Genomic DNA, 26,339 nt, shown 5'->3' on the forward strand with positions numbered 1-26,339 from the left:
CGCAAGGCTTGGCGCACCGCGCGCGGCCGCAGCGTCGGCAGGCCGTCCGGCCTCATGGTTCGATCGCCAGGCCCACCAGGGGCGCGCCATCGCCCACCGGGCCCAGGGGGCGGGTGGCGCCGGTTGCCAGGTCCACCTGGTGCAGCCGGGTCTGGGTATCGGCGGCGGTGCGCACGGCGATGAGGGCGGTGTTGCCCACGTCGGCGATGTCAAAACCCACGTCCGTGAGCGGCCCCAGCCCCAGGGGGCCCACGGTGCGCAGCTGCCCGGCGTTGGGCGACACCACGGGCTGGGTGCCCTCGCGCGAGCCCTGCATCACCAGCACGCCCAGCGCACGGTCGATGGCGTAGTTGGTGGTGATCTTGCTGTCGTTGGGGTTGTAGGTGTAGGCGGCACCGGCAATGTCGGGCCTGCGGCGGGCGTTGACGTCGCCCCAGGCGTAGCGCAGGCTGGGGTCGGGCTGCACCCCTTCCACCGCAGTGTCGCCATCGACCACCGCCCCGGTGTCGGGGTGCAGACGCAGGTTCTGTCCGGTGTTGGACACCACCCGGATACGGTCGGCTGCCGGGTTGAAATCAAAGCCGAAGACTGCGCCTTGCAGCGCCAGCGCGGCGGGTGCAGGGCCCACCGGGCGCAGCGCACCGGTGGGGATGTCGAGCGTGTACAGGCGGCCCGCCTGCGACAGCGCATAGAGCACGCCCTTGGCCACGCGGAAGTCGATGCCCACCAGCCGCTCGCCGGGCGCCAGGCCCGTCACGGGGCGCCGCTCCAGGATGCGCTCGGGCTGCGCGGCCTGGAAGGTAATGAGCTCATGCGAGGCCGTCACGGCCACCAGGGTATCGCGCAAACCGGTGTCGTGCCGGGGTGCCGCACAGCCGGCCAGCAAGGCCAGGGCGGCTGCAGCGAGGGTGGTGCGCAGCGTGGAGGAGGGAAAAAACGGATGCATGAAAGACCTCGCAAGTGTTACAGGTTTATACCTGATCGGTAGCGCCCGTGGCGTGGGCAAGGGCAAACCCCAAGCCCCACATTCACTTTGTTTTTGATAGCAAAACAGGTATTAATTACAGGCGCCCGCGATGGTTTTGCGAATAATTTCAGCGCCACCTTCTGTTGCACTTTGGCGCCATTGCACCAGGGTCGTGCGGCGCGGTATTTGTAACAAACAAAGCTATGCAGATCGGGCATGGGACCATCCTCAACGCTCATGACACATTTTGTTGTTATTGCCTACACTGCACCGACTCCGGCGCCCGTTCAACGGGCGCGCGGCGGCCGGTGGGCACCGTTATTGCTTTGCGCAGAGGCCCCCCGTTTGATCACGCTTTGATCCTTTCGATACCCAAGGACCCCCATGCCGGCTGCTTCCACCTTCAAATCCCTGTCGATTTCCAGCCGGCTCAGCCTGGGGTTCGGCTGCATGCTGGTACTCCTGGTGGCGGTGGCGGCAGTGGGCCAGCTGTCCGTGGGCAAAGTGCACGATCAGATGACGCAGATCACCGGCGTAGGCGCCAACAAAGCCAAGCTGGTCAACGGCATGCTGGAAAGCGTGAGCGCCATCGGCATCCAGAGCCGCTCCGCCGCCATGCTCAACGACATCGACCCCAAGCAGGCGCGCGAGCAGATCGTGGCCGTGGGCAAGACGCTCAAGGAATACGCCACGCAAGAAGCCGCTTTGACCCAACTGCTCACCCCTGCCACGGCCACCCCCGCAGAACTCAAGCTGCTGACCGAGGTGCAGGCCCTGGGCGGCAAGACCCGCCCCGAACTGGACAGCGCCATCAAGGCCGCTGACGACGGCGACACCGTGAGCGCCACGCTGGCGCTGATGACCCGCGTGGCCCCCGCAGAAACCGCCTGGCGCGCCAAGCTGCGCGAACTGATCGAGCTGCAAAACACCTTGAATGCCGAGGCCACGGTCTCAGCAGAGCAAACCCAGAGCAGTGCCCGCGTGGTGGGTGGGCTGCTGGTGCTGCTGGCCATCGGGCTGGGCGCGCTGATTGCCTGGCGCATCACGGCCAGCATCATCGCCCCCATTGGCCGCGCGGTCGTGGTGGCCGAGCGCATTGCACGCGGCGACCTCACCTCGCAGGTCGAAGTGCGCATCCACGACGAAACCGGCCGCCTGCTCGAAGCCATTGCCGCCATGCAGGAGCGCCTGCGCGCCCTGGTGGGCGAAATCGGCCAGACCGCCGACTCCATCCTGGTGGCCAGCTCCGAGGTGGCCTCTGGCAACCTGGACCTGAGCCAGCGCACCGAACAGACCTCGCACAACCTGCAGGGCGCCGCGACAGCGCTGGTGGACCTGACCGGCACGGTGTCGCAAAGCGCCGACTCGGCCCGCCAGGCCAACCAGCTCGCGTCCACCGCGTCCGATGCGGCCACACGCGGCGGCGAAGTGGTGGGCCAGGTGGTGCGCACCATGGACACCATCAGCGCCAGCTCGCGCAAGATCGCCGACATCATCAGCGTGATCGATGGCATCGCGTTCCAGACCAACATCCTCGCGCTGAACGCGGCGGTGGAAGCCGCCCGTGCGGGCGAGCAGGGCCGCGGCTTTGCGGTGGTGGCGGGCGAGGTGCGCAACCTGGCGGGGCGCTCGGCCCAGGCCGCGCGCGAAATCAAGGCGCTGATCGGAACCAGCGTGGACCAGGTGCAAGAGGGCAGCACGCTCGTCAACCACGCCGGCAAGACGATTGAAGAACTGGTGCAGTCGGTGCGCCGCGTCTCCGACATCATGGGCGAGATCACGGCGGCCACGCAGGAGCAAAGCCAGCGCATCGGGCATGTGAGCCAGTCGGTGGGTGCGCTGGAAGAAATGACCCAGCAGAACGCCGCCCTGGTGGAGGAAGGCGCAGCCGCTGCCGACAGCCTCAAGGACCAGGCCGGACGCCTGACACAGATGGTGGGTACCTTCCGCCTGACGCGCGACGGCGGCGACGAAAACAGCTGGGGCACGGCCAGCGCCTCCGCATCGCCCACCGCAGTGCCAGCGCCCACGCGCACGGCAGCCCCGCGCCACCTGGCCTCAGCCCCATCATCCCGCGCTCCCGCACTGCCACGTAGCTGACGGGACTTTCAATCGGGCGCACTCCACGCCAGGGGCGCCAAGCAAGGACCGCACTGCAGCGAGGGCATCGCCCCCTCAGGGGGAAGGCGCACAGCGCCTCAGGGGGGAGTCACACTCGATCGCAGCGCCGCCAGGTCCAGCACCCGCAGGCCGCCGTACTCCACCCGGATCGCCCCCTGCGCCTCCAGCGCCGCCAGCGCCTCGTTCACCCGCTGACGCGACAGCCCCACCAGATAGGCCAGCTCTTGCTGCGTGATACGCAGCACCTCGCCCACGCCCGGGTACAGCACGGGGTTGAACAGCGACGCCAGGCTGCGCGCCACACGCACATCGGGGTTGTTCAGGCGGTCGATCTCGCGGGCTGCAATGAACTGGCCCAGGCGCTCGTTGAGCTGGTTCATCACAAAGCGGTTGAAGCCGATGGAGTGGTCCAGCAGCCAGTGAAAGCTGTCAATCGGCAGCCCGGCCACCACGCTCTTGCGCAGGGCCTGGATGTTGTAGCGGTAGGGCTCGCGCTTGATGGTGGTGCCCTCGCCAAACCAGCCGCCGGGCGGCAGGCCCGCATAGGTCATGGTCTGGCCCTGGGCGTTGTCGGTGCTCATCTTGAGCAGGCCCTCCACCACCCCAAACCAGTAGGTCACCGGGCGCCCCACGCGGCACACATAGTCGCCCGCTTTGGCGTCCCCCACCAGCAACGAGGCCACGGCGCGCTCTCGCTCGGCGGGCAGCAGCAAGTCGAGCCACGGAATACCGTCAAGCTCCTGCGGCGTGGGCGAACGGCGCCGCTGGTGCAGCGACAGGTCCTGGTGGGTGCGTGGGTCCATGGCGCAAAGGTTCTCACGAAAAAGGGCGCCCCGCGGCCGCCTCGGCATGCGGGAATACCACGATCTCAATTGTCGCCAGACCGACAAAAAATGCCAATCGTGACGGGATGATGTCGCCTCGCGCCCCGCCCGTACAGGGCCGGAGCCCCCGAGGAGACAAGCACCATGACCCAACACCCTTCCATCACCGCACACACCGTCCCACCCGCGCCCACCGCGCCGCGCCCCCTGGCCCGCCGCCAGGTGCTGGCCGCCGCAGCCGCCACCGCAGCGGCCGTCGGCCTGCCCGGGCTTGGCTGGAGCGGCGCGGCCCGCGCGCAGGAGGGCGCAATCAAGATCGCGCAATCCACCGCCCTCACCGGCCCGCTGGGCGACCTGGGCTCGGCCATGCACCAGGGCGCCAAGGCCGCATTTGCGGGCATCAACGCGCGCGGCGGCGTGCATGGCAAGGCCATCGAACTCGTCACGCAGGATGACACCTACGACGTGCCCAAGGCGCTGGCCAATGTGGAGCAGTTTCTGGCCGACCCTGGGTACTTTGCGCTGTTCAACTGCATGGGCACGCCCATGATCGACGCCATGCTGCCCAAGGTGATCGAAAGCGGCATCCCTTTTTTTGCACCCTTCACCGGCGCACAGCTCAGCCGCACCAAGAACGCCCGCAACGTGTTCAACATCCGCGCCAGCTACGCCGACGAGGCCGAGAAGCTGGTGCAGCACCTGTCCACCATCGGCATGCAGCGCATTGGCATCGTCTACCAGAACAACTCGTTCGGCAAAGAGGTGTTCAACGCCGCCAAGCAGTCGATGGACCGGCTCAAGCTGCCTGAGGCCGTCACGGTGACCGTGGAGAACAATGCCTCGGACGCGGGCAGCGCCGCAGCCAAACTGGCGGGCGGCAACCTGGAGGCCATCGTGATTGGCCTGGCGGGCAAGCCCACGCTGGAGTTCGTGAAGGCGTTCCGCGCGCTCAAGCGGGGCGTGACGCTGTACGCGCTGTCGGTCATGGGCACCCCGGCGACCGTCAAGGCCCTGGGCGCGGACGCCACGGGCATGGCGATTTCGCAGGTGGTGCCCCTGCCCTCCAACGTGGTGATGCCCGTGGTGCGCGAATTCCAGGCCGCCTGGAAGGCATCTGGCGCCACGGCCGAGCCCTCGCACCTGGCGCTGGAGGGCTACATCAACGCCCGCGTGTTTGCCGAGGCCCTGCAGCGCGCAGGCCGCAACCCCACGCGCGCGGCCTTCATCGACGCCACCTGGAACCTGAAAAAATGGGACCTGGGCGGGTTCGAGATCAGCGCCAGCACGCCCGACCGCAACGCCTCGCGCTTTGTGGAGCTCACGCTGGTGGGGCGCGACGGGCGGTTCTTGCGATAGCCCTGGGTCCCCCCAGTTCTCAGCGAATGTGAGCGGCACAGGTGGCTCAGCGCATGCCCACACAATTGCTATCAATTAAATAGCTGCCAGCGCATATTGCACTAGCGCTACCGGCCAATTTTGCCCAAATACTGCTATTGCGAAGCCAATCCGTACCGGTAGCCCTTGAACGACCAGATGGTGCGGCCGGGCTCGATCTTCTCCAGCAGCAGGCCCGGCCCGGCCGGGTCGCCCTCGTGCAGCACCTGGCCGTTGACGATGGCCATGCGGTACACCGGGTTGCTGGAATAGGTGACCCCAGAAATCTTGAGCGACGGCAGCTGTGCCCGCACAGCCTCGGGCAGATCGGCCTGGGCAAACACGGTGCCCGTAGCCGCCGGTGCTGCTGAAGGAGCTGGACTGGCCGCAGCCATGTCGGGTACACGCGGCGCTGGGGCCGCAGGCACACGCTCACGGGGGGCAAGCTCTGCAGGGCGTGACCGTTCGGAGTCTGTGGCGGGGGAGCGTGGTGCGACCGGGCTGCTGGACACCGGCGCGGGCCGCTCCCGCTGCGGTGCCGCCGCGCGGGGCGCGGCTGCCGGAGGGGGCGTCACCGCCGCCACCACCGCAGGGGCCGCTTCGGGGGCTGCTGGCAGAGCTGCAGGCGCTGCCGGCGGCGCCGTGGACGCTACCGCCGGCATGGACGGCGCCACAGCGGCGGATGTGGCGGGCGCGGCAGCAACAACGACGGTGCCCGCAGGCACCGGCCGCTGCATAAACCACCAGGTACCACCGGCCGCCACAGCAGCCACAACCACCACCGCCACGGCCACCAGCACCGGGCTGATGGCCGATCGCCCTGCCACCGGCACGGCACCGGGGACAGGCACCGCCGGGGTATGGATGCCGGGCACAGCGCCACGGCCGCGCTCAGCTTCTGCGCGCCGCAGCGCATCAAGGATGTAAGACACTGGGTTCAGCCTCCGGTGCGCAAGCGCGGTTCGCTCACGCCGTTGACACGGTTGAGCAGCATGAGGGTCAAGGGGCCCGCCCGGCCGTCCGGGGTTACCCCCTGGGCCAGCTGGAAGCGCTGGATGCGGGACTGGCGCTGGGCCGGCGTGGTCGCGCGGCCGGCTGCAGGTACGGCAGCCCGCGTGCCCCCTGCTGCAGCCGTGGCCAGTTGCTGGTCCAGCCAGGCGGCGCCAGCGGGCGTCTCCGCCAGGTCGCCCTTGTCGGGCATGTCGGGCGGCGTGCGCCACAGCGTGGCAATGTCGCCGCGCCACACCTGGGCCAGCTCGGCCACGGGCACGCGCACCGTGCGGCCCCCGCCTTCCAGCGTGGCCGTGTCGCCGTCCAGGCGGCGCAGCACGGCCGACACGGCCACGTCGCCCTCTTCGGACGGGAACAGCGTGAGCAGCACCGGACGATCGATCTGCCGCACCAGGTTCAGGCCCGCGCGGCGGTTGCGGTAGCAACGCAGGCCGTCGCGCGGCAAGGTGGCGCAGGCATCGGCACCGTCGGCCACGCTGGCCCCCCAGGCCGAGGCCAGCGTCTGCCAGGCCGCGTTGTCGCTGGCGGGCAGTGCGGCCAAAAACTGCTGCAGGTCCGACATGGCCACCGGCGCAGCACCGCGGGGGGCCGAAGCCCCTGCCGTTGGCGCCGTGGGCGTTGTAACCGCTCCCGCGCTGGCAGTACTGCTGGGCGGGGCGCTGGATGATGGCGCGCTGGCAGATGTTTTGCCGGCCAGGGCGCCCGCAGGCGCGGCGGATGAAACGACGCCTTGCCGAGACCATTGCGGCCAGGCCCCCAGGGCCCAGCCGCCCGCCACCAGCGCGGCACCCGCCGCCACGCCCAGGCCCGCCACCGCCCAGCGGGGCCACTGGCCCCGGGCGCTGCGCGCCGCAGCGGCCGACGCGGGTGCATCAAACACCTCAGCCGCCGCACGCTGCACGATGCGGGCGCTGACCTCGCGCACCCCGGCCGCGTAGGCGCCCAGCAGCGCCCGGTCGCACAGCAGGTTGATGCGCCGGGGAATGCCGCGCGACAGCGCATGCACCCGCCGCAGGGCGCTGCGGCTGAAGGGCAGCGGGCCTTGCAGGCCCGCCACGGCCAGGCGGTGGGCGATGTATTGCTGGGTCTCCTGCGCGCTCAGCGCATCGAGGTGAAAGCGCGCAATCACGCGCTGAGCCAGTTGCTCCAGCGCGGGGCTGGCAACCATGGTGCGCAGCTCGGGCTGGCCGATCAGGATGATCTGCAGCAGCTTGCGCTCGCTGGTTTCCAGGTTGGTCAAGAGGCGCAGCTGCTCCAGCACGTCGGCCGACAGGTTCTGCGCCTCGTCAATGATGAGCACGGTGTTGCGCCCGGCCCCATGCGCCGCCAGCAGCGAGGCATTGAGCGGGTCGATGTAATCCTTGACCGTTTCCACCCCAGCCACCGAGGGCTGGTGCGGCACACCAAATTCGTCGCAAATGGAGCGCAGCAGCTCACCCACCGTGAGCTTGGGGTTGAAGATGTAGGCCACATTGCAGTGCGACGGGATCTGCTCCAGAAAGCAGCGGCACACCGTGGTCTTGCCCGCCCCCACCTCGCCCGTCAGCAGCACAAAGCCGCCGCCTGCATCCAGGCCGTACAGCAGATGCGCCAGCGCCTCGCGGTGCCGCTCGCTCATGAACAGGTAGCGGGGGTCGGGGGCGATGGAGAACGGCGGGTGCTGAAGGCCGAAGAACGGGGCGTACATGCCCCGGAGGATACCGCCCGCCCGTGGGCAGGGTTTTACCCACCCGGGAGTTACCCCTAAATTGTCGTCGGCAAGACAAGATGACGTCAAAGTGGGTCCTAGCATTCCCCCATCGCGCAATCACAAGCTTGCGCGCCCGGCAGTCACCGGGCTGACACCTTCTCACTTTCAGGAACCTGCAATGTTGACCACGTTCCCGCAACTGCTGCTCAAGCACGCCGCCGAGCGCCCCGAGGCCCCGGCCCTGCGCGAAAAAGAATATGGCATCTGGCAAACCCACAGCTGGGCCGACCTGGTGCGCCTGGTGGAACAGGTAGCGGCCGGCCTGCACCTGGCGGGCCTGAAGCGCCATGAACACATGGTGGTGGTGGGCGCGAATCGCCCCCGCCTGTACGCCACCATGCTGGCCGCTCAGTCGCTGGGCGCCATCCCCGTGCCGCTGTACCAGGACGCGGTGGCGGCCGAATGCATCTTCCCGCTCAACAACGCCGAGGTGCGCTTTTGCCTGGTGGAAGACCAGGAGCAGGTGGACAAGCTGCTCGAAATCCGCGAGCAATGCCCGCAGATCTCCAACATCTTCTTTGACGACCCCCGCGGCCTGCGCAATTACGCAGAGCCCGGACTGGCATCGCTGGATGCCCTGATCGAATCCGGCAAGGCCTTTGCAGCAAAGAACCCCGGCTGGTTCAAGGCCGAGGTGGCCAAAGCCCAGCCCGGCGACGTGGCTGCAATGTTCTTCACCTCCGGCACCACGGGCAACCCCAAGGGCGTGGTCCACACCCACAGCACGCTGCTGGACCGCGCCAGCGCGGGCGCCGAGTTCGACAAGCTCACCAGCAGCGAAGAAGTGCTGGCCTACCTGCCACCCGCCTGGATCGGCCAGAACATCTTCAGCTATGCCCAGTGGCTGGCCTGCGGCTACGTGGTCAACTGCCCCGAGTCGGCCAGCACGGTGACCATCGATCTGAAGGAAGTGGGCCCCACCTACTACTTTGCGCCACCGCGCATCTTTGAAGGTCTGCTCACCAGCGTGATGATCCGCATGGAAGACGCGGGCGCCTTGAAGCGCAAGATGTTCGAGGCCTGCATGCGCGTCGCCAAACGCGTGGGCCCCGCCCTCATGGATGGCGAGCCCGTGGGCACCCTCGACCGCATCAAGTACGCCTTAGGCAATGTGCTGGTGTACGGCCCGCTGCGCAACAACCTGGGTTTCAGCCGCGTGCGCGTGGCCTACACGGCGGGTGAGGCTATTGGCCCTGACCTTTTCACCTTCTACCGCTCCATCGGCATCAACTTGAAGCAACTGTACGGCTCCACCGAAACCGCCGTGTTTGTGTGCCTGCAGCCCGACAACCAGGCGCGCGCCGACACGGTGGGCGTGCCGATTCGCGGTGTGGAAATCAAGGTGGCCGACAACGGCGAGATCCTGGTCAAGTCGGCCGGGCTGCTCAAGGAGTACTACAAGAACCCGGCCGCCACGGCCGAGGTGCTGACGGCCGACGGCTGGTACCACACCAGCGACGCAGGCTTTCTGGATGCGCATGGCCACCTCAAGATCATCGACCGCGTCAAGGACGTGGGCCGCATCATGGGCGGCGCCAACGACGGCGCCATGTTTGCGCCCAAGTACGTGGAGAACAAGCTCAAGTTCTTCCCGCACATCAAGGAAGTGGTGGCCCTGGGCGACAAGCGCGAGAAGGTCTGCGTGATGGTCAACATCGACTTCGACGCCGTGGGCAACTGGGCCGAGCGCCGCAACCTGCCCTACGCTGGCTACACCGACCTGGCCCAAAAACCCGAGGTGTACGAACTGATCCGCGAGTGCATCGAGAAGGTCAACGCCGACCTGGCCACCGACACCATGCTGGCTGGCAGCCAGGTGAGCCGATTCCTGGTGCTGCACAAGGAGCTGGACGCCGACGACGGCGAACTCACCCGCACCAACAAGGTCCGCCGGGGCTTCATTGCCGACAAGTATGGCGTGCTGGTCGATGCACTGTACGCAGGCCGCACCGAGCAGTACATCGAGACCCAGGTCAAGTTCGAGGACGGCCGCACCGGCAGCGTGAGCGCCACGCTCAAGCTGTCGGACACGAAGACATTTGCGCCTGTGAAGAGTGCCGCATGAAGCCCGCGCTCTACCCGCTGGAGAAGCCCCCCACCATGACCACTAAAAAGATCGGCGACGTCATCCTCGACGTCAAGAACATCAGCCTCCGGTTTGGCGGCGTGAAGGCGCTCACCGACATCTCCTTCAATGTCAAGGAGCATGAGATCCGCGCCATCATCGGCCCCAACGGCGCAGGCAAAAGCTCCATGCTCAACTGCATCAACGGCGTGTACACGCCGTCCGAGGGCTCCATCACCTTCCGGGGCAAGACGTTTGACCACATGAACTCGCGCCAGGTGGCCGAGATGGGCGTGGCGCGCACGTTCCAGAACCTGGCGCTGTTCAAGGGCATGAGCGTGATCGACAACATCATGACCGGCCGCAACCTCAAGATCAAAAGCAACCTGCTGATGCAGGCGCTGCGCATCGGCCCAGCCGAGCGCGAGGAAATCCGCCACCGCGAATACGTCGAGCACATCATCGACTTCCTGGAAATCCAGGCCTACCGCAAGACACCCGTGGGCCAGCTGCCCTACGGCCTGCAAAAGCGCGTGGACCTGGGCCGCGCCCTGGCCATGGAGCCGCAGGTACTGCTGCTGGACGAGCCCATGGCCGGCATGAACGTGGAAGAAAAGCAGGACATGTGCCGCTTCATCCTGGACGTGAACGACGAGTTCGGCACCACCATCGTGCTGATCGAACACGACATGGGCGTGGTGATGGACATCAGCGACCGTGTGGTGGTGCTGGACTACGGCAAGAAGATCGGCGACGGCAGCCCCGACGAAGTGCGCAGCAACGAAGACGTGATCAGTGCCTATCTCGGCACCTCGCACTGATCAGGAGAAGACAACATGGCATTTTTTCTTGAAACACTGATCGGCGGCCTGATGGCCGGCATGCTGTATTCGCTGGTGGCGTTGGGCTTTGTGCTGATCTACAAGGCCTCGGGCGTGTTCAACTTTGCGCAGGGCGCCATGGTGCTGTTCGCAGCGCTGGCCATGGCCCGTTTTGCCGAGTGGATCCCCAAGTGGACGGGCATCAGCAGCCCCATCGTGGCCAACCTGGCGGCCTTTGTGATCGCAGGCGCCATCATGTTTGTGGTGGCCTGGCTGATCGAGAAGCTGGTGCTGCGCCACCTCGTGAACCAGGAGGGCGCCACGCTGCTCATGGCCACGCTGGGCATTACCTACTTCATGGAAGGCCTGGGCCAGACGCTGTTCGGCAGCGACATCTACAAGATCGATGTGGGCATGCCCAAGGAACCGATCTTCATGCTCGACAGCCTCTTTCAGGGCGGCATCCTGATCAACAAGGAAGACGTGATTGCCGCCGCCATTGCCGCCGCACTGGTGGCCCTGCTGTCGGTGTTCTTCCAGAAGACTTCCACCGGCCGCGCGCTGCGCGCCGTGGCCGACGACCACCAGGCCGCCCAGTCCATCGGCATTCCGCTCAACCGCATCTGGGTGATCGTGTGGTGCGTGGCCGGTGTCGTGGCCCTGGTGGCCGGGATGATCTGGGGCAGCAAGCTGGGTGTGCAGTTCTCACTGACCACGGTGGCGCTGCGTGCGCTGCCCGTGGTGATCCTGGGCGGCCTCACTTCGGTGCCCGGCGCCATCATCGGCGGGCTGATCATCGGCGTGGGCGAGAAGCTCTCCGAGGTGTACCTGGGCCCCTTCGTGGGCGGCGGCATCGAGATCTGGTTTGCGTATGTGCTGGCGCTGGTGTTCCTTCTGTTCAGACCGCAAGGTTTGTTCGGGGAGAAGATCATTGACCGCGTGTAACCCATAACAACAAGAACAGGAGACTTCCATGCTCTACCGCGAAAACGGCCAGTTCAAGACGAGCTACCGCGCTGATCAGCAGATATTCCCGATCGCGCAGGATCGCATTGCCATCGGCATCATCCTGGCCATTGCCTTCATCGCCGTGCCCATGCTGGCCAGCGACTACATCTTCCGCGCCATCCTGATCCCCTTCGTCATCATGGCGCTGGCGGCCCTGGGGGTGAACATCCTGGTGGGCTACTGCGGGCAGATCTCGCTGGGCTCGGGCGCCTTCATGGCCGTGGGAGCCTACGGCGCCTACAACTTCTTCGTGCGTTTTCCAGGCATGCCGCTGATCCCGGCACTGATCCTGGGCGGCCTGTGCGCCACGTTCTTCGGCATCCTGTTCGGGCTGCCCAGCCTGCGCGTCAAGGGGCTGTACCTGGCCGTGGCGACGCTAGCGGCGCAGTTCTTCAGCGACTGGATGTTCCTGCGCATCAAGTGGTTCACCAACAACTCCGACTCGGGCTCGGTGTCGGTCAACAACCTGCAGGTGCTGGGCATGCCCATCGAAAGCGCCACCAGCAAATACCTTTTCTGCCTGGCGTTGCTGGTCATCGTGGCCCTGCTGGCCAAGAACCTGGTGCGTGGCGCCATTGGCCGCGAGTGGATGGCGATTCGCGACATGGACGTGGCCGCGGCCGTGATCGGCATCCGCCCCATGTACGCCAAGCTCAGCGCGTTTGCGGTCAGCTCGTTCATTGTGGGCATGGCCGGTGCACTGTGGGCCTTTGTGCACCTGGGCGCGTGGGAGCCAGCAGCCTTCTCGGTGGAAATATCGTTCCGCCTGCTGTTCATGGTGATCATCGGCGGGCTGGGCTCGATCATGGGTGGCTTCTTTGGTGCGGCCTTCATCGTGGTGCTGCCCATCGTGCTCAACCAGTTCCTGCCGGCCTTCATGGGGCTCTTTGGCATCGAGGTGTCCACGGCGGGCGTCTCGCATGCCGAGCTGATGATCTTCGGTGCGCTGATCGTGTGGTTCCTCATCGTCGAGCCCCACGGCCTGGCCAAGCTGTGGTCCACCGCCAAGCAGAAGCTGCGCCTGTGGCCCTTCCCCCATTGACCGGACGGCATTGCAGGAAACCCCTTACTCGCAAGTCCCGATACGTGCCTGTCGCATTGCCGCGTTAACTGTCTATCTGTCCTGTTTTTTCCCGTGCTTCAACACATTCATCCAAAGGAGACATCCATGAAGCTTTCGAAAATCGTGATCGCCGCTGCGGTGGTTGCTGCCGGTGCATCGTCCATCGCGACGAGCGCTTTCGCACAAGCCAAGGAGCAGTTCTTCCCGCTGCTGTCGTACCGCACAGGCCCCTACGCGCCCAACGGCGTGCCATGGGCCAACGGCAAGCAGGATTACATCAAGATGATCAATGCCCGCGACGGCGGCATCAATGGTGTGAAGCTGACTTTTGAAGAATGTGAAACGGGCTACGCCACGGACCGTGGCGTGGAATGCTATGAGCGCCTCAAGAGCCGCCCCGGCGTGTCGCTGTTCGACCCCCAGGCCACCGGCATCACCTTTGCGCTGACCGAAAAAGCCCCCGTGGACAAGATTCCGCTGATGACGCTGGGCTACGGCCTGTCGGTGGCGCAGGACGGCCAGGCGTTCAAGTGGAACTTCCCGTTCATGGGCAGCTACTGGACCGGCGCCGACATCCTGATCCAGCACATTGGCAAGGCCAACGGCGGTCTGGACAAGCTCAAGGGCAAGAAGATTGCGCTGGTGTACCACGACAGCCCTTTCGGCAAGGAGCCTATCCCGCTGCTGCAGGAGCGCGCCAAGATGCACGGCTTTGAGCTGCAGATGCTGCCTGTGACAGCCCCTGGCGTGGAGCAGAAGGCCACCTGGCTGCAAGTGCGCCAGAGCCGCCCCGACTACGTGCTGCTGTGGGGCTGGGGCGTGATGAACTCCACCGCCCTGAAGGAAGCCCAGGCCACCGGCTACCCCCGCGACAAGATGTATGGCGTGTGGTGGGCTGGTGCCGAGCCCGATGTGCGTGACGTGGGCGAAGGCGCCAAGGGCTACAACGCGCTGGCCCTGAACACCTCGGGCCAGCAGCCCAAGGTGATCCAGGACATCCTGAAGAACGTGCACGACAAGGGCCAGGGCACGGGACCCAAGGACGAAGTGGGCTCGGTGCTGTACACCCGTGGCGTGATCATCCAGATGCTGGCCGTCGAATCGGTGCGCCGCGCGCAGGAGCGTTTTGGCAAGGGCAAGGTCATGACTGGCGAACAAGTGCGCTGGGGCATGGAAAACCTGGCCCTGGACCAGAAGAAGCTGGACGCGCTGGGCTTTGGCGGCGTGATGCGTCCGCTGTCCACCAGCTGCGCCGACCACATGGGCTCCACCTGGGCGCGCGTGCACACCTGGGATGGCAGCAAGTGGAACTTCTCGTCCGACTGGTACCAGGCCGATGAGCAGATCCTGAAGCCCATGGTCAAGGCCGGTGCGGACAAGTACCTGGCCGACAAGAAGATGACGCGCCGGGATGCGGCGGATTGCCAGAGCTAAGCACATCCCCCTGAGCGGCTTTGCCGCTTCCCCCTTCTCTCTTAGCGCTGCGCGCTGCGGGAAGGGGGGCGCCGCCAGCGCGGCGGGGCGGCCCCTGCGCGGTGGCACTGGCCGGGGCAGCGACCGTTTCAAGGGCCAATGAACAGCGGTTGCCTCTTTGGCAGCCGCCAATCCAAAGGGTTGTGCAACAACCCTTTGGATTGGTACAGGAAGGCAACACCATGGACTCCAACAGCAATATCGTTCTCAACGTCAACGGCATCGAGGTCATCTACAACCACGTGATCCTGGTGCTCAAGGGCGTCTCGCTGCAGGTGCGCGAGGGCTCCATCGTGGCCATTCTGGGCGGCAATGGCGCAGGCAAGACCACCACACTGCGGGCCATCTCCAACCTGCTGCAGGGGGAGCGCGGCGCGGTCACCAAGGGCTCCATCGAGCTGCGTGGCGAGCGCATCGAGAACCTGTCGCCCGCCGACCTGGTGCAGCGTGGCGTGGTGCAGGTGATGGAGGGGCGGCACTGCTTTGCCCACCTGACGATCGAAGAGAACCTGATGACAGGCTCCTACACCCGCACCAGCAAGGCCGAAATCGCGGCCAACCTGGAGAAGGTCTACAACTACTTTCCGCGTCTCAAGACGCGCCGCACCTCGCAGGCGGCGTACACCTCGGGTGGCGAGCAGCAGATGTGCGCCATCGGCCGCGCGCTCATGGCCAACCCCAGCATGGTGCTGCTGGACGAGCCCTCCATGGGCCTCGCACCACAGATCGTGGAGGAGGTGTTCAACATCGTGAAGGACCTGAACACCAAGGAAAAGGTCACCTTCCTGCTGGCCGAGCAGAACACCAACATGGCCCTCAAGTATTCGGACTACGGCTACATCATGGAAAGCGGCCGCGTGGTGATGGACGGCGCCGCGAGCGACTTGGCCAACAACGAGGACGTCAAGGAGTTCTACCTGGGCGTGGGCGGCGGCGAGCGCAAGAGTTTCAAGGATGTCAAAAGCTACAAGCGGCGCAAGCGCTGGTTGGCCTGACATGCCCCCTGTGTCGCCTTCAGCGCCTTCCCCCTCAGGGGGACGCCACCAGCGCGGCGGGGCGGCCCTTGCGCGGTGGCGCTGGCCTCGGGCGCGCCAGTTTTCAAGGCAACACCCTTCTCGAACCCAGTTTCAATAACTCCTGTTTTTATAGCTACTTACGCTTGATGGAAAAGCGCTAGAGGCATATTTCACTCAAACAACCTCACAAGGAAACCCAGGCATGAGCACGTTCTATGACGCCCTGGAAACGCGCAGCCCCGCCGAGCGCGAAGCGGCCTTGATGGCGGCGCTGCCGCAGCAGATCGCCCATGCCCAGAAGGCGTCACCCGCCTTTGCCAGCATCCTGGCGGGCGTGGATGCTTCGACTGTCACCAGCCGCGCCGCGCTGGCGCAATTACCCGTCACGCGCAAATACGAGCTGCTGGAGCGGCAGCAGGCGGGCCGCGCGGCCAATGTGTTTGGTGGCTTCAGCGCGCTGAACTTCGGGCCCGGCATGACCCGCGTGTTCGCCAGCCCCGGCACCATCTACGAGCCCGAGGGCACACGGCGTGACTACTGGCGCATGGCGCGCGCGATCCACGCAGCGGGCTTTCGCAGCGGCGAGCTGATCCACAACAGCTTCAGCTACCACTTTGTGCCTGCGGGTTCGATGATGGAGACCGGCGCCCACGCGCTGGGCTGCACCGTCTTCCCCGGTGGCACGGGCCAGACCGAGCAGCAGGTGCAGGCCATGGCCGAGCTGAAGCCTGCGGGCTACATCGGCACGCCCAGTTTTCTGAAAATCATCGTCGAGAAGGCTGCAGAGATGGGCGTGGCGCTGCCCACCGTCACCAAGGCCCTGGTGTCGGGCGAGGCCTTCCCGCCCTCGCTGCGCGACTGGTTTGCCGAGCGTGGCATCGCGGGCTACCAGTGCTATGCCACCGCCGACCTGGGCCTGATTGCGTATGAAACCTCGGCCCGCGAAGGCCTGGTGCTGGATGAAGGCGTGATCGTCGAGATCGTGCGTCCCGGCACGGGCGACCCCGTGCCCGAGGGTGAGGTGGGCGAGCTGGTCATCACCACGCTCAACCCTGACTACCCGCTGATCCGCTTTGGTACTGGCGACCTGTCGGCGGTGCTGCCGGGCCAGTGCCCCACCGGCCGCACCAACACCCGCATCAAGGGCTGGATGGGCCGGGCCGACCAGACCACCAAGGTGCGCGGAATGTTCGTGCACCCCGGCCAGATCGCCACCATCGCGCGGCGCTTTCCACAGGTGCAGCGCGCTCGGCTCGTGGTCAGCGGCGAGATGGCCAACGACCAGATGGTGCTGCAGGTGGAGACCACCGAAACCGCCGAGGGCCTGGCCCACCAGCTCAGCGACGCCATCCGCGAAGTGACCAAGCTGCGCGGCGAGGTGCAGATGGTGCCGCCGGGCACACTGCCCAACGATGGCAAGGTCATCGAAGACGCGCGCAGCTACAAGTAGCCCCTGAGAGCCCGCTGACGTTCTCGCAGGGGCCGCAGGAGCGTTGCGTGAGCCGGTGCTGGCAGCGCCGGCAACGCATGCTGGCGCCCAAAAGATGTGCATGCACATCAACGGCCAGGACATCGCGCCTGCCCTTGCGACAGCGCAAAACATGTCCACTTTGCGCGCCGGGGTACCGCAGTGTTTACCCTTACAAATGCTATCTTTTGAATAGCATTTAAGCCAATAAATATCTACGCTAGAGGCCTCTTTGGCTTAAAGACCATATGGCTTGTGTGCTACGTACTATCCGCAATGTTGCCGGAAATACCCCTCGCTATCATGGCCCGTCATTTACAGGAGCACCCATGAAAACAACGCTGAAACTCGCCCTCGTCGCTGCCGCTGCAGTGGCCGCCTTTGGCGCCCATGCGCAGGATTTCCCCGCCAAGGACAAGACAGTCACCCTGGTGGTGCCCTTTGCGGCGGGTGGCCCCACCGACCGTGTGGCGCGCGACCTGGCCGAGGCGCTGCGCAAGCCTTTGGGCGCGACCGTTGTGGTGGACAACACCGCCGGCGCAGGCAGCTCGATCGGTGCCGCCCGTGTAGCCCGCGCCACACCCGATGGCTACACGCTGCTGCTCAACCACATCGGCATGTCCACCATGCCTGCGCTGTACCGCAAGCTGTCGTTCAGCGTACCCAACGACTTTGAATACCTGGGCATGGTCAACGAAGTGCCCATGACGCTGATCGCTCGCCCCACCATGCCCGCCAACAACTTCAAGGAGTTGACCGCCTGGATCCAGCAGAACAAGGGCAAGATCAACCTGGGCAACGCGGGCCTGGGCGCGGCCTCGCACCTGTGCGGACTGATGTTCAAGTCCGCCCTGCAGACGGACATGACGGATGTGCCTTACAAGGGCACGGCCCCTGCCATCACCGACCTGATCGGCGGCCAGATCGACCTGCTGTGCGACCAGACCACCAACACCACCAGCCAGATCGAAGGCAAGAAGGTCAAGGCCTATGCCGTGACCACCGCCAAGCGCCTGACCACGCCCGCGCTCAAGGACCTGCCCACCCTGGCCGAATCCGGTCTGAAGGACTTCAACGTGAGCATCTGGCACGGCCTGTACGCCCCCAAGGGCACGCCAGCCGATGTGCAGAAGAAGATCAACGAAGCCCTCAAGGTCGCGCTGAAGGACCCTGAGTTCATCAAGAAGCAGGAAGCCCTGGGCGCCGTGGTCATCACCGACAAGCGCATCGATGGCCCGGAACACAAGAAGTTTGTGGCGGCTGAGATCGACAAGTGGGGAGCCGTCATCAAGGCCGCTGGCACCTACGCGGACTGATGCTTTCCCACCCGGCAGAGCTCTGAACGCAGCCCTGTCAGCCCCCAAAAAAGCCGCCGAGTTGCGGCTTTTTTTCATGGGTGTGTGGTGGGGTGTTACTCGCACCATGCGCAAGACATAGCACCTGGCAAATCCCATGCGCCGACAGGATTGGGGTTATCCATCTGCCCCCACTGCGCCAACGCGCGTAGAACCAGGGCAGACCTTTCTCCTCCCCCCCGACATCAAGGATCGATCTCCATGGCACGCACTCCCCCCCACGCACCCACTCGCCCATCCGGTGCGACAGTCGCCGTGCACCCACTTCGTGCGCGACGTCGCCAGGCGCTGACCCTGGCGGCCAGTGCGCTGGCACTGGCCTGCGCGGCGGCGCTGCTGCCCACCATGGCGCGCGCCCAGGGGGCATGGCCCACCAAGCCGGTGCGCATCGTCGTGCCCTTTGCGCCCGGTGGCACGACCGACATCCTGGCCCGCGCCATGGCGCCCGAGCTGTCCAAGGCCTTCGGCCAGCAGTTCATCGTGGACAACCGTGCCGGCGCCGGCGGCAATGTGGGCGCGGAGATCGTCGCCAAGTCGCCCGGCGACGGCTACACGCTGTTGATGGGCACCGTGGGCACCCACGGCATCAACCGTGCGCTGTACGCGAAGCTGCCGTACGACCCCATCAAGGACTTTGTGCCCATCACCATGGTGGCGGCTGTTCCCAATGTGATGGTGATGAATGCCGACAAGGCCAAGGCCCAGGGCATTCACAACGTGCAGGATTTCATCCGGGTGGCCAAGGCCAACCCCGGCAAGATGAACATGGCCTCCAGCGGCAACGGCACGTCGATCCATCTGGCTGGCGAGCTGTTCAAAAGCATGACCGGCACCTTCATGCTGCACCTGCCCTACCGTGGCTCGGGCCCGGCGCTCATGGACATGGTGGCGGGCAATGCGGACGTGATGTTCGACAACCTGCCCTCGTCCATGGCGCAGATCAAGGCCGGCAAGCTCACCGCGCTGGCCGTGACCAGCTCCGAGCGCTCGGGCGCACTGCCCGATGTGCCCACCGTGGAGCAGGCGGGCGGCCCCACACTCAAGGGCTACGAGGCCAGCTCCTGGTTCGGCCTGCTGGCCCCGGCGGGCACACCCGCCGACATCGTCAACCGCATTCAGCAGGAAGTCGCCAAGTCACTGGCCACGCCCGCCATGAAGGAGCGGCTTCTGGCACAAGGCGCCATCCCCGGCGGCAACACGCCGGCCGAATTTGCCAAGCACATCGACAACGAGCACAAGAAGTGGGCGCAGGTGGTGAAGACGTCGGGGGCCAAGGTGGATTAAAGGTTGGCGCCACCGCATCAGCCGTTGCGCGAGCATGGGCTGCGGCGTCTGCGGACCGCACGCAGCCAAGCCTGACAACGGCTGGTGAGCGGCAGGCGCACTCGCGATCAGGTCACACACCCCACACCACATCCACATCCGCCGCAGCACTGCGCTTGAGCATCTCGATGAACGGCGCAGCGCGCTGGCGCAGGCGCACGGCCTCGTTGATTTCTTCAGCCGCGGCCTCATCGTTTTCCTGGGCTTCGGGCTGGGCTTCGTCGGCGATCACGGCCGCCTCCAGCGCGGCAATGGCGCCGGGGATCTGGGCAGCGGTCACGATGCCGCTGGCGCCAGGGGTCTTGCCGATGATGGTCACGATCTGGCGCCCCTGGGGTTCGAGCATGATCAGGTCGGCGGTGGCGCGGGATTTGAACTTGTAGAGCATGGTCAAGGCCTATCGGAAGAGGTTGCCAGGGTCCGCATACATGTAGTCGCGGGTGAACGGATAGCTCGATTGTGCGCCGGGCAAAAGGCCTCTGGCCGTGTCGCCATCCGGCTTGATGGCCAGCATCTGATGCAGCGCCATCCAGCCACGTTCAAAACCCAGGGCGCTGCCCGCAAGGTACAGGCGGTACGCACGCAAGACCTTATCACCCTGCTCCTCCCCTCCTTGTGCGACCAGCACCTCACGGGCTGCAGGCAATCGGGCTTCGAGCCCGTCGGACCACGCCCACAGCGTGCGCGCATAGTGCGGGCGCAGGTTCTCGGTGTCTACCATCTCCAGGCCCGCGCGCGCCAAGTCGTGCAACACCGCGCTCACATGCAAAAGCTCGCCGCCGGGGAAGATGTACTGCTCGATAAAGTCACCCATGCCTGCGCCCAGCTGCGCGTTGTCTGCGCCCCCGGCCGTGATGCCGTGGTTCAGCACCAGCCCGCCCGGGCGCAGCAGGCGGGCCACGGTTTCAAAGTAACGCAGCATCTGTGCGCGGCCCACATGCTCGAACATGCCCACCGACGCGATCTTGCCGAAGGGCTGCTCCACCTGCAGCTCGCGGTAATCCACCAATTGCATGCGCACGCGCCCCTGCAGCCCACGCTCTTCAATGCGCCGCTGCACATGCGCATGCTGGTTGCGCGACAGCGTGATGCCCGTGGCATCCACGCCGTAGTGTTCGGCCGCCCACAGCAGCAAGCCACCCCAGCCCGCGCCAATGTCCAGGAACCGGTCGCCGGGCTGCAGCTGCAGCTTGCGGCAGATGTGGTCGAGCTTGGCCTCCTGGGCCTGGGCGAGCGTCAGGTCCGGTGAACGGTAATAGGCGCACGAGTAGACGCGGCGCGGATCCAGCCACAGCGCGTAGAAGTCGTCCGACAGGTCGTAGTGAAACTGCACATGGCGCGCGTCGTGCGCCAGCGTATGCGCAGCCATGGACCGCGCCCTTGCCAGCACCCTCTGCCACCAACCATGGTGCTGGTCGCGGGCCGGGTCGCGGGTCAGCAGGCCTGCAGCGGCGGCCATCAGGTCGCGCATGCCGCCTTCCAGCGCCACGCGCCCCTCGACGATGGCAGCCCCCACATTGCCGATCTCGCCCGTGGCCAGCGCCACCAGTGCCATGCGGTCACGAAAGCGCAAGGTGACGGCGGGCTCGGGCGCGCCCAGTTGCTGGCCCGCAGGCAACTGGACTGCCATCGGCACCGGCAAGGCCGCCAGCCGCCCCTCCAAGGTGTGCAGCAAGTGCTTCATGCGGCGCATCTTGAAAAATTTGCTGCACTGCGTCAACACCCCGCAATGGCATCAGGGGTTTCGCCGGGAAGGCCCCATTGACAGCGTTTTGTTTAAACCTAAACTATTTTGGCATGAACATCCTCTGCATTGGCGGTGGGCCCGCCGGTCTCTACTTCGCCCTGCTCATGAAGCAGCAAAACCCCGCGCACCGCGTCACGGTGGTCGAACGCAACCGGCCGTTCGACACCTTCGGATGGGGGGTGGTACTGTCGGACCAGACGCTAGCCAACCTGCAGGCGGCCGACGCGCCCACGGCAGCCCTGATCGGCGACGCGTTCAACCACTGGGACGATATTGAAGTGTTCTTCAAGGGGCGCAGCGTGCGCTCCACCGGCCACGGCTTCTGCGGCATTGGCCGCAAGCGCCTGCTCAACATCCTGCAGGACCGGTGCCTGGCGGTGGGCGTGGAGCTGGTGTTCGAAACCGACGTGACCGACGACCAGGCGCTGGCTGCGCAGTACAACGCCGACCTGGTCATCGCCAGCGACGGCCTCAACAGCCGCATCCGCACCCGCTACGCAGCCACCTACCAGCCAGACATCGATCTGCGCCAGTGCCGCTTCGTATGGCTGGGCACCAAGAAAAAGTTCGACGCTTTTACGTTTGCTTTCGAGCAGACCGAGCATGGCTGGTTCCAGGCCCACGCCTACCAGTTTGACGCCGACACCTCCACCTTCATCGTCGAAACGCCCGAGGCCGTGTGGAAGGCCCACGGCCTGGACCAGATGGAGCAGCCCGAGGCCATTGCATTCTGCGAAAAGCTGTTTGCCCAATACCTGGACGGCAACGCGCTCATCAGCAACGCCACGCACCTGCGCGGTTCGGCCAACTGGATCCGTTTTCCGCGCGTGATCTGCAACACCTGGGTGCACCGCGAGACCGTTGGCGGCAAGCGTGTGCCCATCGTGCTGATGGGCGACGCAGCGCACACGGCACATTTCTCGATTGGCAGCGGCACCAAGCTCGCGCTCGAAGACGCCATTGACCTGGCCAACGAATTCGCCACGGGTTTGCCGATTGACGAGGTGCTGCAGCACTATGAAGCGCGCCGCAGCGTGGAGGTGCTGAAGATCCAGAACGCCGCGCGCAACAGCACCGAGTGGTTTGAGAACGTGGCGCGCTACGCCGGCATGCCCGTGGAGCAGTTCACGTACTCGCTGCTCACTCGCAGCCAGCGCATCAGTCACGAGAACCTGCGGCTGCGCGATGCCGCGTGGCTGGAGGGCTATGAGGCCTGGCTCGCGGGTGGCAAGGCAGCGATTCCCCCCATGCTCACGCCGTTCACTTTGAAGGGCCTCACGCTCAAGAACCGCATCGTTGTCTCGCCCATGGCCACCTACAGCGCAGTCGAGGGCGTACCGCAGGAATTTCACCTGGTGCACCTGGGCGCTAGGGCCCTGGGTGGCGCCGCGCTGGTGATGGTGGAGATGACCAGCCCCACGCCCGAGGGCCGCATCACCCCTGCCTGCCCCGGTCTGTGGAACGACGCACAGCAAGCCGCCTTTGCGCGCGTCGTCAACTTTGTGCACGGCAGCAGCACGGCCAAGATCGGCCTGCAGTTGGGCCACAGCGGTCCCAAAGGCTCCACGCGTGTCGGCTGGGAAGGTACCGACGAGCCCCTGGAGGCCGGCAACTGGCCCCTGCTGGCCGCCAGCCCCATCGCCTATGGCGCTCAGAACCAGACACCTGCCGCCATGACCCGCGCCGACATGGACCGCGTGACCGCCGCTTTTGTGGACAGCGCCCGCCGGGCCATGGCCTGCGGCTTTGACTGGCTGGAGCTGCACTGCGCACACGGCTACCTGCTGGCCAGCTTTTTGAGCCCCGCCACCAACCAGCGTACCGATGCATACGGCGGCAGCCTGGAGAACCGCTGCCGCTACCCGCAGGAGGTGCTGACCGCGCTGCGCGCCGTGTGGCCGGCCGACAAGCTGCTCTCCGTGCGTATCTCGGCCCACGACTGGCTCCCTGACGGAAATACTGCCGACGACGCCATCGCCATTGCGCGCTTGTTCAAGGCGGCAGGCGCAGACCTGATCGACGTGTCCTCCGGCCAGACCACACGCGACTCGCGCCCGGTGTATGGACGCATGTACCAGACGCCGTTTGCCGACCGCATCCGCAACGAGGTGGGTATTGCCACCATGGCGGTGGGCGCGATCACCGAGGCCGACCACGCGAACAGCATCATCGCGGCCGGCCGCGCCGACCTGTGTGCCATTGCCCGCCCCCACCTGGCCGACCCGGCCTGGACGCTGCACGCCGCCGCGCAGTTGAGCCCCGTGGCCGCAGCGCACACCGACTGGCCGGTGCAGTATCACAGCGGCCGCGACCAGATGCTGCGCGAAATTTCCAAGCAAAAGCAGGCACAAGCGCTAGTGAATCAAGCGCCAGCAGCTACAAAAATAGAAGCAATCGAGTAAACCATCATGGACCTCGAAGCCCGCCTGCACGGCGCCGCCCCCAGCGAACATCCCGAAGCCCTGCGTCTGTGGCTGCGCCTGCTCACCTGCACCCAGCTCATCGAAAAGCAGGTGCGCAGCCATCTGCGCGCGCAGTTCGACACCACCTTGCCTCGCTTCGACCTGATGGCGCAGCTGGAGCGGGCGCCGGACGGCATGAAGATGAAGGAACTCTCGCGCCGCATGATGGTGACGAGCGGCAACATCACCGGCATCACCGACCAGCTCGTAGTCGAAGGCCTGGTGGAGCGCCTGGACGTGGAAGGCGACCGCCGCGCGTACCTGGTGCGCCTTACGCCGCAGGGCCGCGAGCAGTTCAACACCATGGCGCGCCAGCACGAGCAATGGATCGTCGAGGCCTTCGCCACGCTGGGCGAGCGCGACATCGCCACCTTGTACCGCCTGCTGGGCAAGGTGAAAGAGCACACACAAAACAATTCTTTGGAGACAGCCGAATGAAACACTTCATCGGGGCGAGCAACCCCATGCGCGAGCAGTTCAACCCAGAGGCCCGCTACGTGGCCGAGCATTTCGCATGGAGCTTTGATGCTGGCGTGGGCACCGTCACGCTCAACCGGCCCGACCGCAAGAACCCGCTCACCTTCCAGAGCTATGCCGAGCTGCGCGACTTCTTCTACGCGCTGCGCTTTGCCACCGACGTGAAAGCCATCGTGGTCACCGGTGCGGGCGGCAACTTTTGCTCGGGCGGCGACGTGCACGAGATCATCGGCCCGCTGACCACCATGACCATGCCCGAACTGCTGGAGTTCACGCGCATGACGGGCGACCTGGTGAAAGCCATGCGTGCCTGCCCGCAGCCCGTGCTGGGCGCCATCGACGGCATCTGCGCCGGTGCGGGCGCGATGATGGCGCTGGCCTGCGACATGCGCTACGGCACCGAGGCCACCAAGACCGCCTTTTTGTTCACCCGCGTGGGCCTGGCCGGTGCCGACATGGGCGCCTGCGCACTGCTGCCGCGCATGATCGGCCAGGGCCGCGCCAGCGAACTGCTGTTCACAGGCCGCGCGATGACGGCGCACGAGGGTCTCGCCTGGGGCTTCTTCAACGATTTGTATGAGAGCGCTGACCTGCTGGCCAACGTGCAGGCCACGGCGCGCACGCTGGCCGACGGTCCCACCTTCGCCCACGGCATGACCAAGACCATGCTGAGCCAGGAGTGGAGCATGACCATCGAGCAGGCCATCGAAGCCGAAGCGCAGGCCCAGGCCATCTGCATGCAGACCGAAGACTTCCGCCGCGCCTACGAAGCGTTCGCCGCCAAGCAAAAGCCCGTGTTCCAGGGAGATTGAACCCATGCACGTTGCAACGCCCCCGGCCCCCCGCCCGCCCTCGACGGCGCACCTGGCCCTGCCCTTCTTCGACGACGCCCACCGCGCGCTGGCCGAGGGCCTGGTGCCCTGGGCTGCCGCACAGCAGGTCGATGAAACCGACGACCGCGCCGCCTGCCGCGACTGGGTGCAGCGCTTGGGCGCGGGCGGCTGGCTGCGCTACTGCGTGCCCGCCGCACACGGCGGCGCGCTGCCTGCGCTCGACTCGCGCGCGCTGGTGCTGCTGCGCGAGACGCTGGCCTACCACTCGCCGCTGGCGGACTTTGCGTTTGCGATGCAAGGACTGGGCAGCGGTGCGATCACGCTGGCGGGCAGCCCCGCGCAGCAGGCGCGCTACCTGCAAGGCGTGGCGCGTGGCGAACTGATTGCTGCGTTTGCGCTGAGCGAGCCCGAGGCGGGGTCAGATGTGGGCGCTATGCAAACCATAGCTGCCAGCACAGATTCGACTAGCGCTAGAGGCACTTTTTGCTTGAACGGCACCAAAACCTGGATCAGCAACGGCGGCATCGCCGACTTCTACTGCGTGTTCGCCAAGACCAACCCGAGCGGCGGCACGCGCGGCATCAGCGCCTTCATCGTCGATGCGAACACGCCGGGCCTGGACGCCTCGCGCCACATCCATGTGATGGCTCCCCACCCGCTGGCCACGCTGCAGTTCACCAACTGCAACGTGCCCGCCACCGCGCTGCTGGGCGACGAGAACGGCGGCTTCAAGCTGGCCATGCGCACGCTCGACATCTTCCGCGCATCGGTGGCCGCCGCCGCACTGGGCATGGCGCGCCGCGCACTGGCCGAGGCCGTGCACCACGCCCGCCAGCGCCGCATGTTCGGCCAGACGCTGGCGGACTTCCAGCTCACCCAAGCCAAGATCGGCGAGATGGCCGCGCTGGTGGACAGCGCCGCGCTGCTCACCTACCGCGCGGCCTGGCTGCGCGACACGGGCCAGGCGCGCGTGACTGCCGAAGCGGCGATGGCCAAGATGACCGCCACTGAAAACGCCCAGCGCGTCATCGACATGGCGCTGCAGCTGCACGGCGGGCGCGGCGTGGAAGTGGGCAGCAAGGTCGAATCGCTGTACCGCGACATCCGCTCGCTGCGCATCTACGAAGGCGCGACCGAGGTGCAGCAACTGATCATCGGCAAGGCCGTTCTGCAGGAGTAAA

At 66.0% G+C, this 26,339-nt stretch carries 22 protein-coding genes; 15 read left to right on the top strand and 7 right to left on the bottom strand.

Annotated features, from left to right (window positions below; translation table 11 throughout):
- Window positions 1-52 precede the first annotated feature (52 nt).
- Window positions 53-946: a DUF4394 domain-containing protein gene (locus ATF69_RS05305; RefSeq protein WP_146870120.1), complete on the bottom strand. Its 894-nt coding sequence runs from the start codon at window positions 944-946 to the stop codon at window positions 53-55.
- A 17-nt stretch (window positions 947-963) separates the two neighbouring features.
- The gene (locus tag ATF69_RS05310) at window positions 964-1,185 is read right to left on the bottom strand and encodes a hypothetical protein (RefSeq protein ID WP_146870121.1); all 222 of its coding nucleotides are present in this window, start codon (window positions 1,183-1,185) and stop codon (window positions 964-966) included.
- Window positions 1,186-1,351: 166 nt separating this feature from the next.
- On the opposite strand from ATF69_RS05310, the gene ATF69_RS05315 reads away from it, so the two are divergent.
- On the top strand, window positions 1,352-3,067 hold the full coding sequence (locus ATF69_RS05315) for a methyl-accepting chemotaxis protein (RefSeq protein ID WP_146870122.1): 1,716 nt from the start codon (window positions 1,352-1,354) through the stop codon (window positions 3,065-3,067).
- A 98-nt stretch (window positions 3,068-3,165) separates the two neighbouring features.
- On the opposite strand, the gene ATF69_RS05320 is transcribed toward ATF69_RS05315, so the two are convergent.
- Window positions 3,166-3,891 carry a Crp/Fnr family transcriptional regulator gene (locus ATF69_RS05320; RefSeq protein WP_056059696.1) on the bottom strand — a complete coding sequence of 242 codons (726 nt, stop codon included), beginning with the start codon at window positions 3,889-3,891 and terminating at the stop codon, window positions 3,166-3,168.
- 165 nt (window positions 3,892-4,056) lie between these two features.
- Here ATF69_RS05320 and ATF69_RS05325 point away from each other — a divergent pair, with 165 nt between their 5' ends.
- Window positions 4,057-5,268, top strand: a complete 1,212-nt coding sequence (locus ATF69_RS05325) for an ABC transporter substrate-binding protein (protein WP_244303660.1) — start codon at window positions 4,057-4,059, stop codon at window positions 5,266-5,268.
- Between the two features lie 134 nt (window positions 5,269-5,402).
- Here ATF69_RS05325 and ATF69_RS05330 read toward each other — a convergent pair whose 3' ends face one another.
- Window positions 5,403-6,218 carry a general secretion pathway protein GspB gene (locus tag ATF69_RS05330; protein WP_146870123.1) on the bottom strand — a complete coding sequence of 272 codons (816 nt, stop codon included), beginning with the start codon at window positions 6,216-6,218 and terminating at the stop codon, window positions 5,403-5,405.
- Window positions 6,219-6,223: 5 nt separating this feature from the next.
- On the bottom strand, window positions 6,224-7,984 hold the full coding sequence (locus ATF69_RS05335; RefSeq protein ID WP_146870124.1) for an ExeA family protein: 1,761 nt from the start codon (window positions 7,982-7,984) through the stop codon (window positions 6,224-6,226).
- A 181-nt stretch (window positions 7,985-8,165) separates the two neighbouring features.
- On the opposite strand from ATF69_RS05335, the gene ATF69_RS05340 reads away from it, so the two are divergent.
- The 9 genes from ATF69_RS05340 to ATF69_RS05380 all read left to right on the top strand — a co-directional run bounded on the left by ATF69_RS05340 (window position 8,166) and on the right by ATF69_RS05380 (window position 19,600).
- The gene (locus ATF69_RS05340) at window positions 8,166-10,112 is read left to right on the top strand and encodes an AMP-dependent synthetase/ligase (RefSeq protein ID WP_146870125.1); all 1,947 of its coding nucleotides are present in this window, start codon (window positions 8,166-8,168) and stop codon (window positions 10,110-10,112) included.
- A gap of 35 nt (window positions 10,113-10,147) precedes the next feature.
- Window positions 10,148-10,933: an ABC transporter ATP-binding protein gene (locus ATF69_RS05345; protein WP_056060064.1), complete on the top strand. Its 786-nt coding sequence runs from the start codon at window positions 10,148-10,150 to the stop codon at window positions 10,931-10,933.
- Between the two features lie 15 nt (window positions 10,934-10,948).
- Window positions 10,949-11,878, top strand: a complete 930-nt coding sequence (locus ATF69_RS05350) for a branched-chain amino acid ABC transporter permease (protein WP_056059706.1) — start codon at window positions 10,949-10,951, stop codon at window positions 11,876-11,878.
- A 28-nt stretch (window positions 11,879-11,906) separates the two neighbouring features.
- Window positions 11,907-12,983 (top strand): branched-chain amino acid ABC transporter permease, encoded by a 1,077-nt coding sequence (locus tag ATF69_RS05355; protein ID WP_056059708.1) that lies wholly within the window; start codon window positions 11,907-11,909, stop codon window positions 12,981-12,983.
- A gap of 126 nt (window positions 12,984-13,109) precedes the next feature.
- On the top strand, window positions 13,110-14,438 hold the full coding sequence (locus tag ATF69_RS05360) for an ABC transporter substrate-binding protein (protein WP_056059709.1): 1,329 nt from the start codon (window positions 13,110-13,112) through the stop codon (window positions 14,436-14,438).
- A gap of 221 nt (window positions 14,439-14,659) precedes the next feature.
- Entirely contained in the window at window positions 14,660-15,472 is an 813-nt protein-coding gene (locus ATF69_RS05365; protein ID WP_056060067.1) for an ABC transporter ATP-binding protein, read from the top strand.
- A gap of 223 nt (window positions 15,473-15,695) precedes the next feature.
- Window positions 15,696-16,943: a phenylacetate--CoA ligase family protein gene (locus tag ATF69_RS05370; RefSeq protein WP_146870126.1), complete on the top strand. Its 1,248-nt coding sequence runs from the start codon at window positions 15,696-15,698 to the stop codon at window positions 16,941-16,943.
- Between the two features lie 347 nt (window positions 16,944-17,290).
- Window positions 17,291-18,277, top strand: coding sequence for a tripartite tricarboxylate transporter substrate-binding protein (locus ATF69_RS05375; protein WP_056059714.1), 987 nt, complete (start codon window positions 17,291-17,293; stop codon window positions 18,275-18,277).
- 240 nt (window positions 18,278-18,517) lie between these two features.
- A complete protein-coding gene (locus ATF69_RS05380) occupies window positions 18,518-19,600 on the top strand; it encodes a Bug family tripartite tricarboxylate transporter substrate binding protein (protein WP_342212237.1) in 1,083 nt (360 codons plus the stop codon).
- A gap of 112 nt (window positions 19,601-19,712) precedes the next feature.
- Here the strand turns inward: ATF69_RS05380 and ATF69_RS05385 are convergent, their stop codons facing one another.
- Together ATF69_RS05385 and ATF69_RS05390 are read right to left on the bottom strand one after the other, a co-directional pair.
- The gene (locus tag ATF69_RS05385) at window positions 19,713-20,027 is read right to left on the bottom strand and encodes a DUF1840 domain-containing protein (protein WP_056059719.1); all 315 of its coding nucleotides are present in this window, start codon (window positions 20,025-20,027) and stop codon (window positions 19,713-19,715) included.
- Between the two features lie 9 nt (window positions 20,028-20,036).
- Window positions 20,037-21,323, bottom strand: a complete 1,287-nt coding sequence (locus ATF69_RS05390) for a class I SAM-dependent methyltransferase (RefSeq protein WP_146870127.1) — start codon at window positions 21,321-21,323, stop codon at window positions 20,037-20,039.
- A 113-nt stretch (window positions 21,324-21,436) separates the two neighbouring features.
- Between ATF69_RS05390 and ATF69_RS05395 the strand changes: the two genes are divergently transcribed.
- From ATF69_RS05395 to ATF69_RS05410, 4 genes are read left to right on the top strand one after another with little or no spacing between them, the layout of a single operon-like run.
- Window positions 21,437-23,788, top strand: coding sequence for a bifunctional salicylyl-CoA 5-hydroxylase/oxidoreductase (locus ATF69_RS05395; RefSeq protein WP_146870128.1), 2,352 nt, complete (start codon window positions 21,437-21,439; stop codon window positions 23,786-23,788).
- Window positions 23,789-23,794: 6 nt separating this feature from the next.
- On the top strand, window positions 23,795-24,286 hold the full coding sequence (locus tag ATF69_RS05400; RefSeq protein ID WP_146870129.1) for a MarR family winged helix-turn-helix transcriptional regulator: 492 nt from the start codon (window positions 23,795-23,797) through the stop codon (window positions 24,284-24,286).
- A complete protein-coding gene (locus ATF69_RS05405; RefSeq protein ID WP_142148883.1) occupies window positions 24,283-25,137 on the top strand; it encodes an enoyl-CoA hydratase family protein in 855 nt (284 codons plus the stop codon). The genes ATF69_RS05400 and ATF69_RS05405 overlap by 4 nt, the downstream gene beginning before the upstream one ends.
- A gap of 4 nt (window positions 25,138-25,141) precedes the next feature.
- A complete protein-coding gene (locus tag ATF69_RS05410) occupies window positions 25,142-26,338 on the top strand; it encodes an acyl-CoA dehydrogenase family protein (protein ID WP_121941830.1) in 1,197 nt (398 codons plus the stop codon).
- The last annotated feature ends 1 nt before the right edge of the window (window position 26,339 follow it).

The sequence above is a fragment of the Acidovorax delafieldii genome (genome assembly GCF_007993815.1).
GTDB classification, from domain to species: Bacteria; Pseudomonadota; Gammaproteobacteria; order Burkholderiales; family Burkholderiaceae_C; genus Acidovorax; species Acidovorax delafieldii.

What these genes read in the sequence shown, in the direction of transcription:
- ATF69_RS05305 (WP_146870120.1), bottom strand. Translation starts at nt 946, where the DNA reads ATGCATCCGTTTTTTCCCTCCTCCACGCTGCGCACCACCCTCGCTGCA.
- ATF69_RS05310 (WP_146870121.1), bottom strand. Translation starts at nt 1,185, where the DNA reads ATGCCCGATCTGCATAGCTTTGTTTGTTACAAATACCGCGCCGCACGA.
- ATF69_RS05315 (WP_146870122.1), top strand. Translation starts at nt 1,352, where the DNA reads ATGCCGGCTGCTTCCACCTTCAAATCCCTGTCGATTTCCAGCCGGCTC.
- ATF69_RS05320 (WP_056059696.1), bottom strand. Translation starts at nt 3,891, where the DNA reads ATGGACCCACGCACCCACCAGGACCTGTCGCTGCACCAGCGGCGCCGT.
- ATF69_RS05325 (WP_244303660.1), top strand. Translation starts at nt 4,057, where the DNA reads ATGACCCAACACCCTTCCATCACCGCACACACCGTCCCACCCGCGCCC.
- ATF69_RS05335 (WP_146870124.1), bottom strand. Translation starts at nt 7,984, where the DNA reads ATGTACGCCCCGTTCTTCGGCCTTCAGCACCCGCCGTTCTCCATCGCC.
- ATF69_RS05340 (WP_146870125.1), top strand. Translation starts at nt 8,166, where the DNA reads ATGTTGACCACGTTCCCGCAACTGCTGCTCAAGCACGCCGCCGAGCGC.
- ATF69_RS05345 (WP_056060064.1), top strand. Translation starts at nt 10,148, where the DNA reads ATGACCACTAAAAAGATCGGCGACGTCATCCTCGACGTCAAGAACATC.
- ATF69_RS05350 (WP_056059706.1), top strand. Translation starts at nt 10,949, where the DNA reads ATGGCATTTTTTCTTGAAACACTGATCGGCGGCCTGATGGCCGGCATG.
- ATF69_RS05355 (WP_056059708.1), top strand. Translation starts at nt 11,907, where the DNA reads ATGCTCTACCGCGAAAACGGCCAGTTCAAGACGAGCTACCGCGCTGAT.
- ATF69_RS05360 (WP_056059709.1), top strand. Translation starts at nt 13,110, where the DNA reads ATGAAGCTTTCGAAAATCGTGATCGCCGCTGCGGTGGTTGCTGCCGGT.
- ATF69_RS05365 (WP_056060067.1), top strand. Translation starts at nt 14,660, where the DNA reads ATGGACTCCAACAGCAATATCGTTCTCAACGTCAACGGCATCGAGGTC.
- ATF69_RS05370 (WP_146870126.1), top strand. Translation starts at nt 15,696, where the DNA reads ATGAGCACGTTCTATGACGCCCTGGAAACGCGCAGCCCCGCCGAGCGC.
- ATF69_RS05375 (WP_056059714.1), top strand. Translation starts at nt 17,291, where the DNA reads ATGAAAACAACGCTGAAACTCGCCCTCGTCGCTGCCGCTGCAGTGGCC.
- ATF69_RS05380 (WP_342212237.1), top strand. Translation starts at nt 18,518, where the DNA reads ATGGCACGCACTCCCCCCCACGCACCCACTCGCCCATCCGGTGCGACA.
- ATF69_RS05385 (WP_056059719.1), bottom strand. Translation starts at nt 20,027, where the DNA reads ATGCTCTACAAGTTCAAATCCCGCGCCACCGCCGACCTGATCATGCTC.
- ATF69_RS05390 (WP_146870127.1), bottom strand. Translation starts at nt 21,323, where the DNA reads ATGAAGCACTTGCTGCACACCTTGGAGGGGCGGCTGGCGGCCTTGCCG.
- ATF69_RS05395 (WP_146870128.1), top strand. Translation starts at nt 21,437, where the DNA reads ATGAACATCCTCTGCATTGGCGGTGGGCCCGCCGGTCTCTACTTCGCC.
- ATF69_RS05400 (WP_146870129.1), top strand. Translation starts at nt 23,795, where the DNA reads ATGGACCTCGAAGCCCGCCTGCACGGCGCCGCCCCCAGCGAACATCCC.
- ATF69_RS05405 (WP_142148883.1), top strand. Translation starts at nt 24,283, where the DNA reads ATGAAACACTTCATCGGGGCGAGCAACCCCATGCGCGAGCAGTTCAAC.
- ATF69_RS05410 (WP_121941830.1), top strand. Translation starts at nt 25,142, where the DNA reads ATGCACGTTGCAACGCCCCCGGCCCCCCGCCCGCCCTCGACGGCGCAC.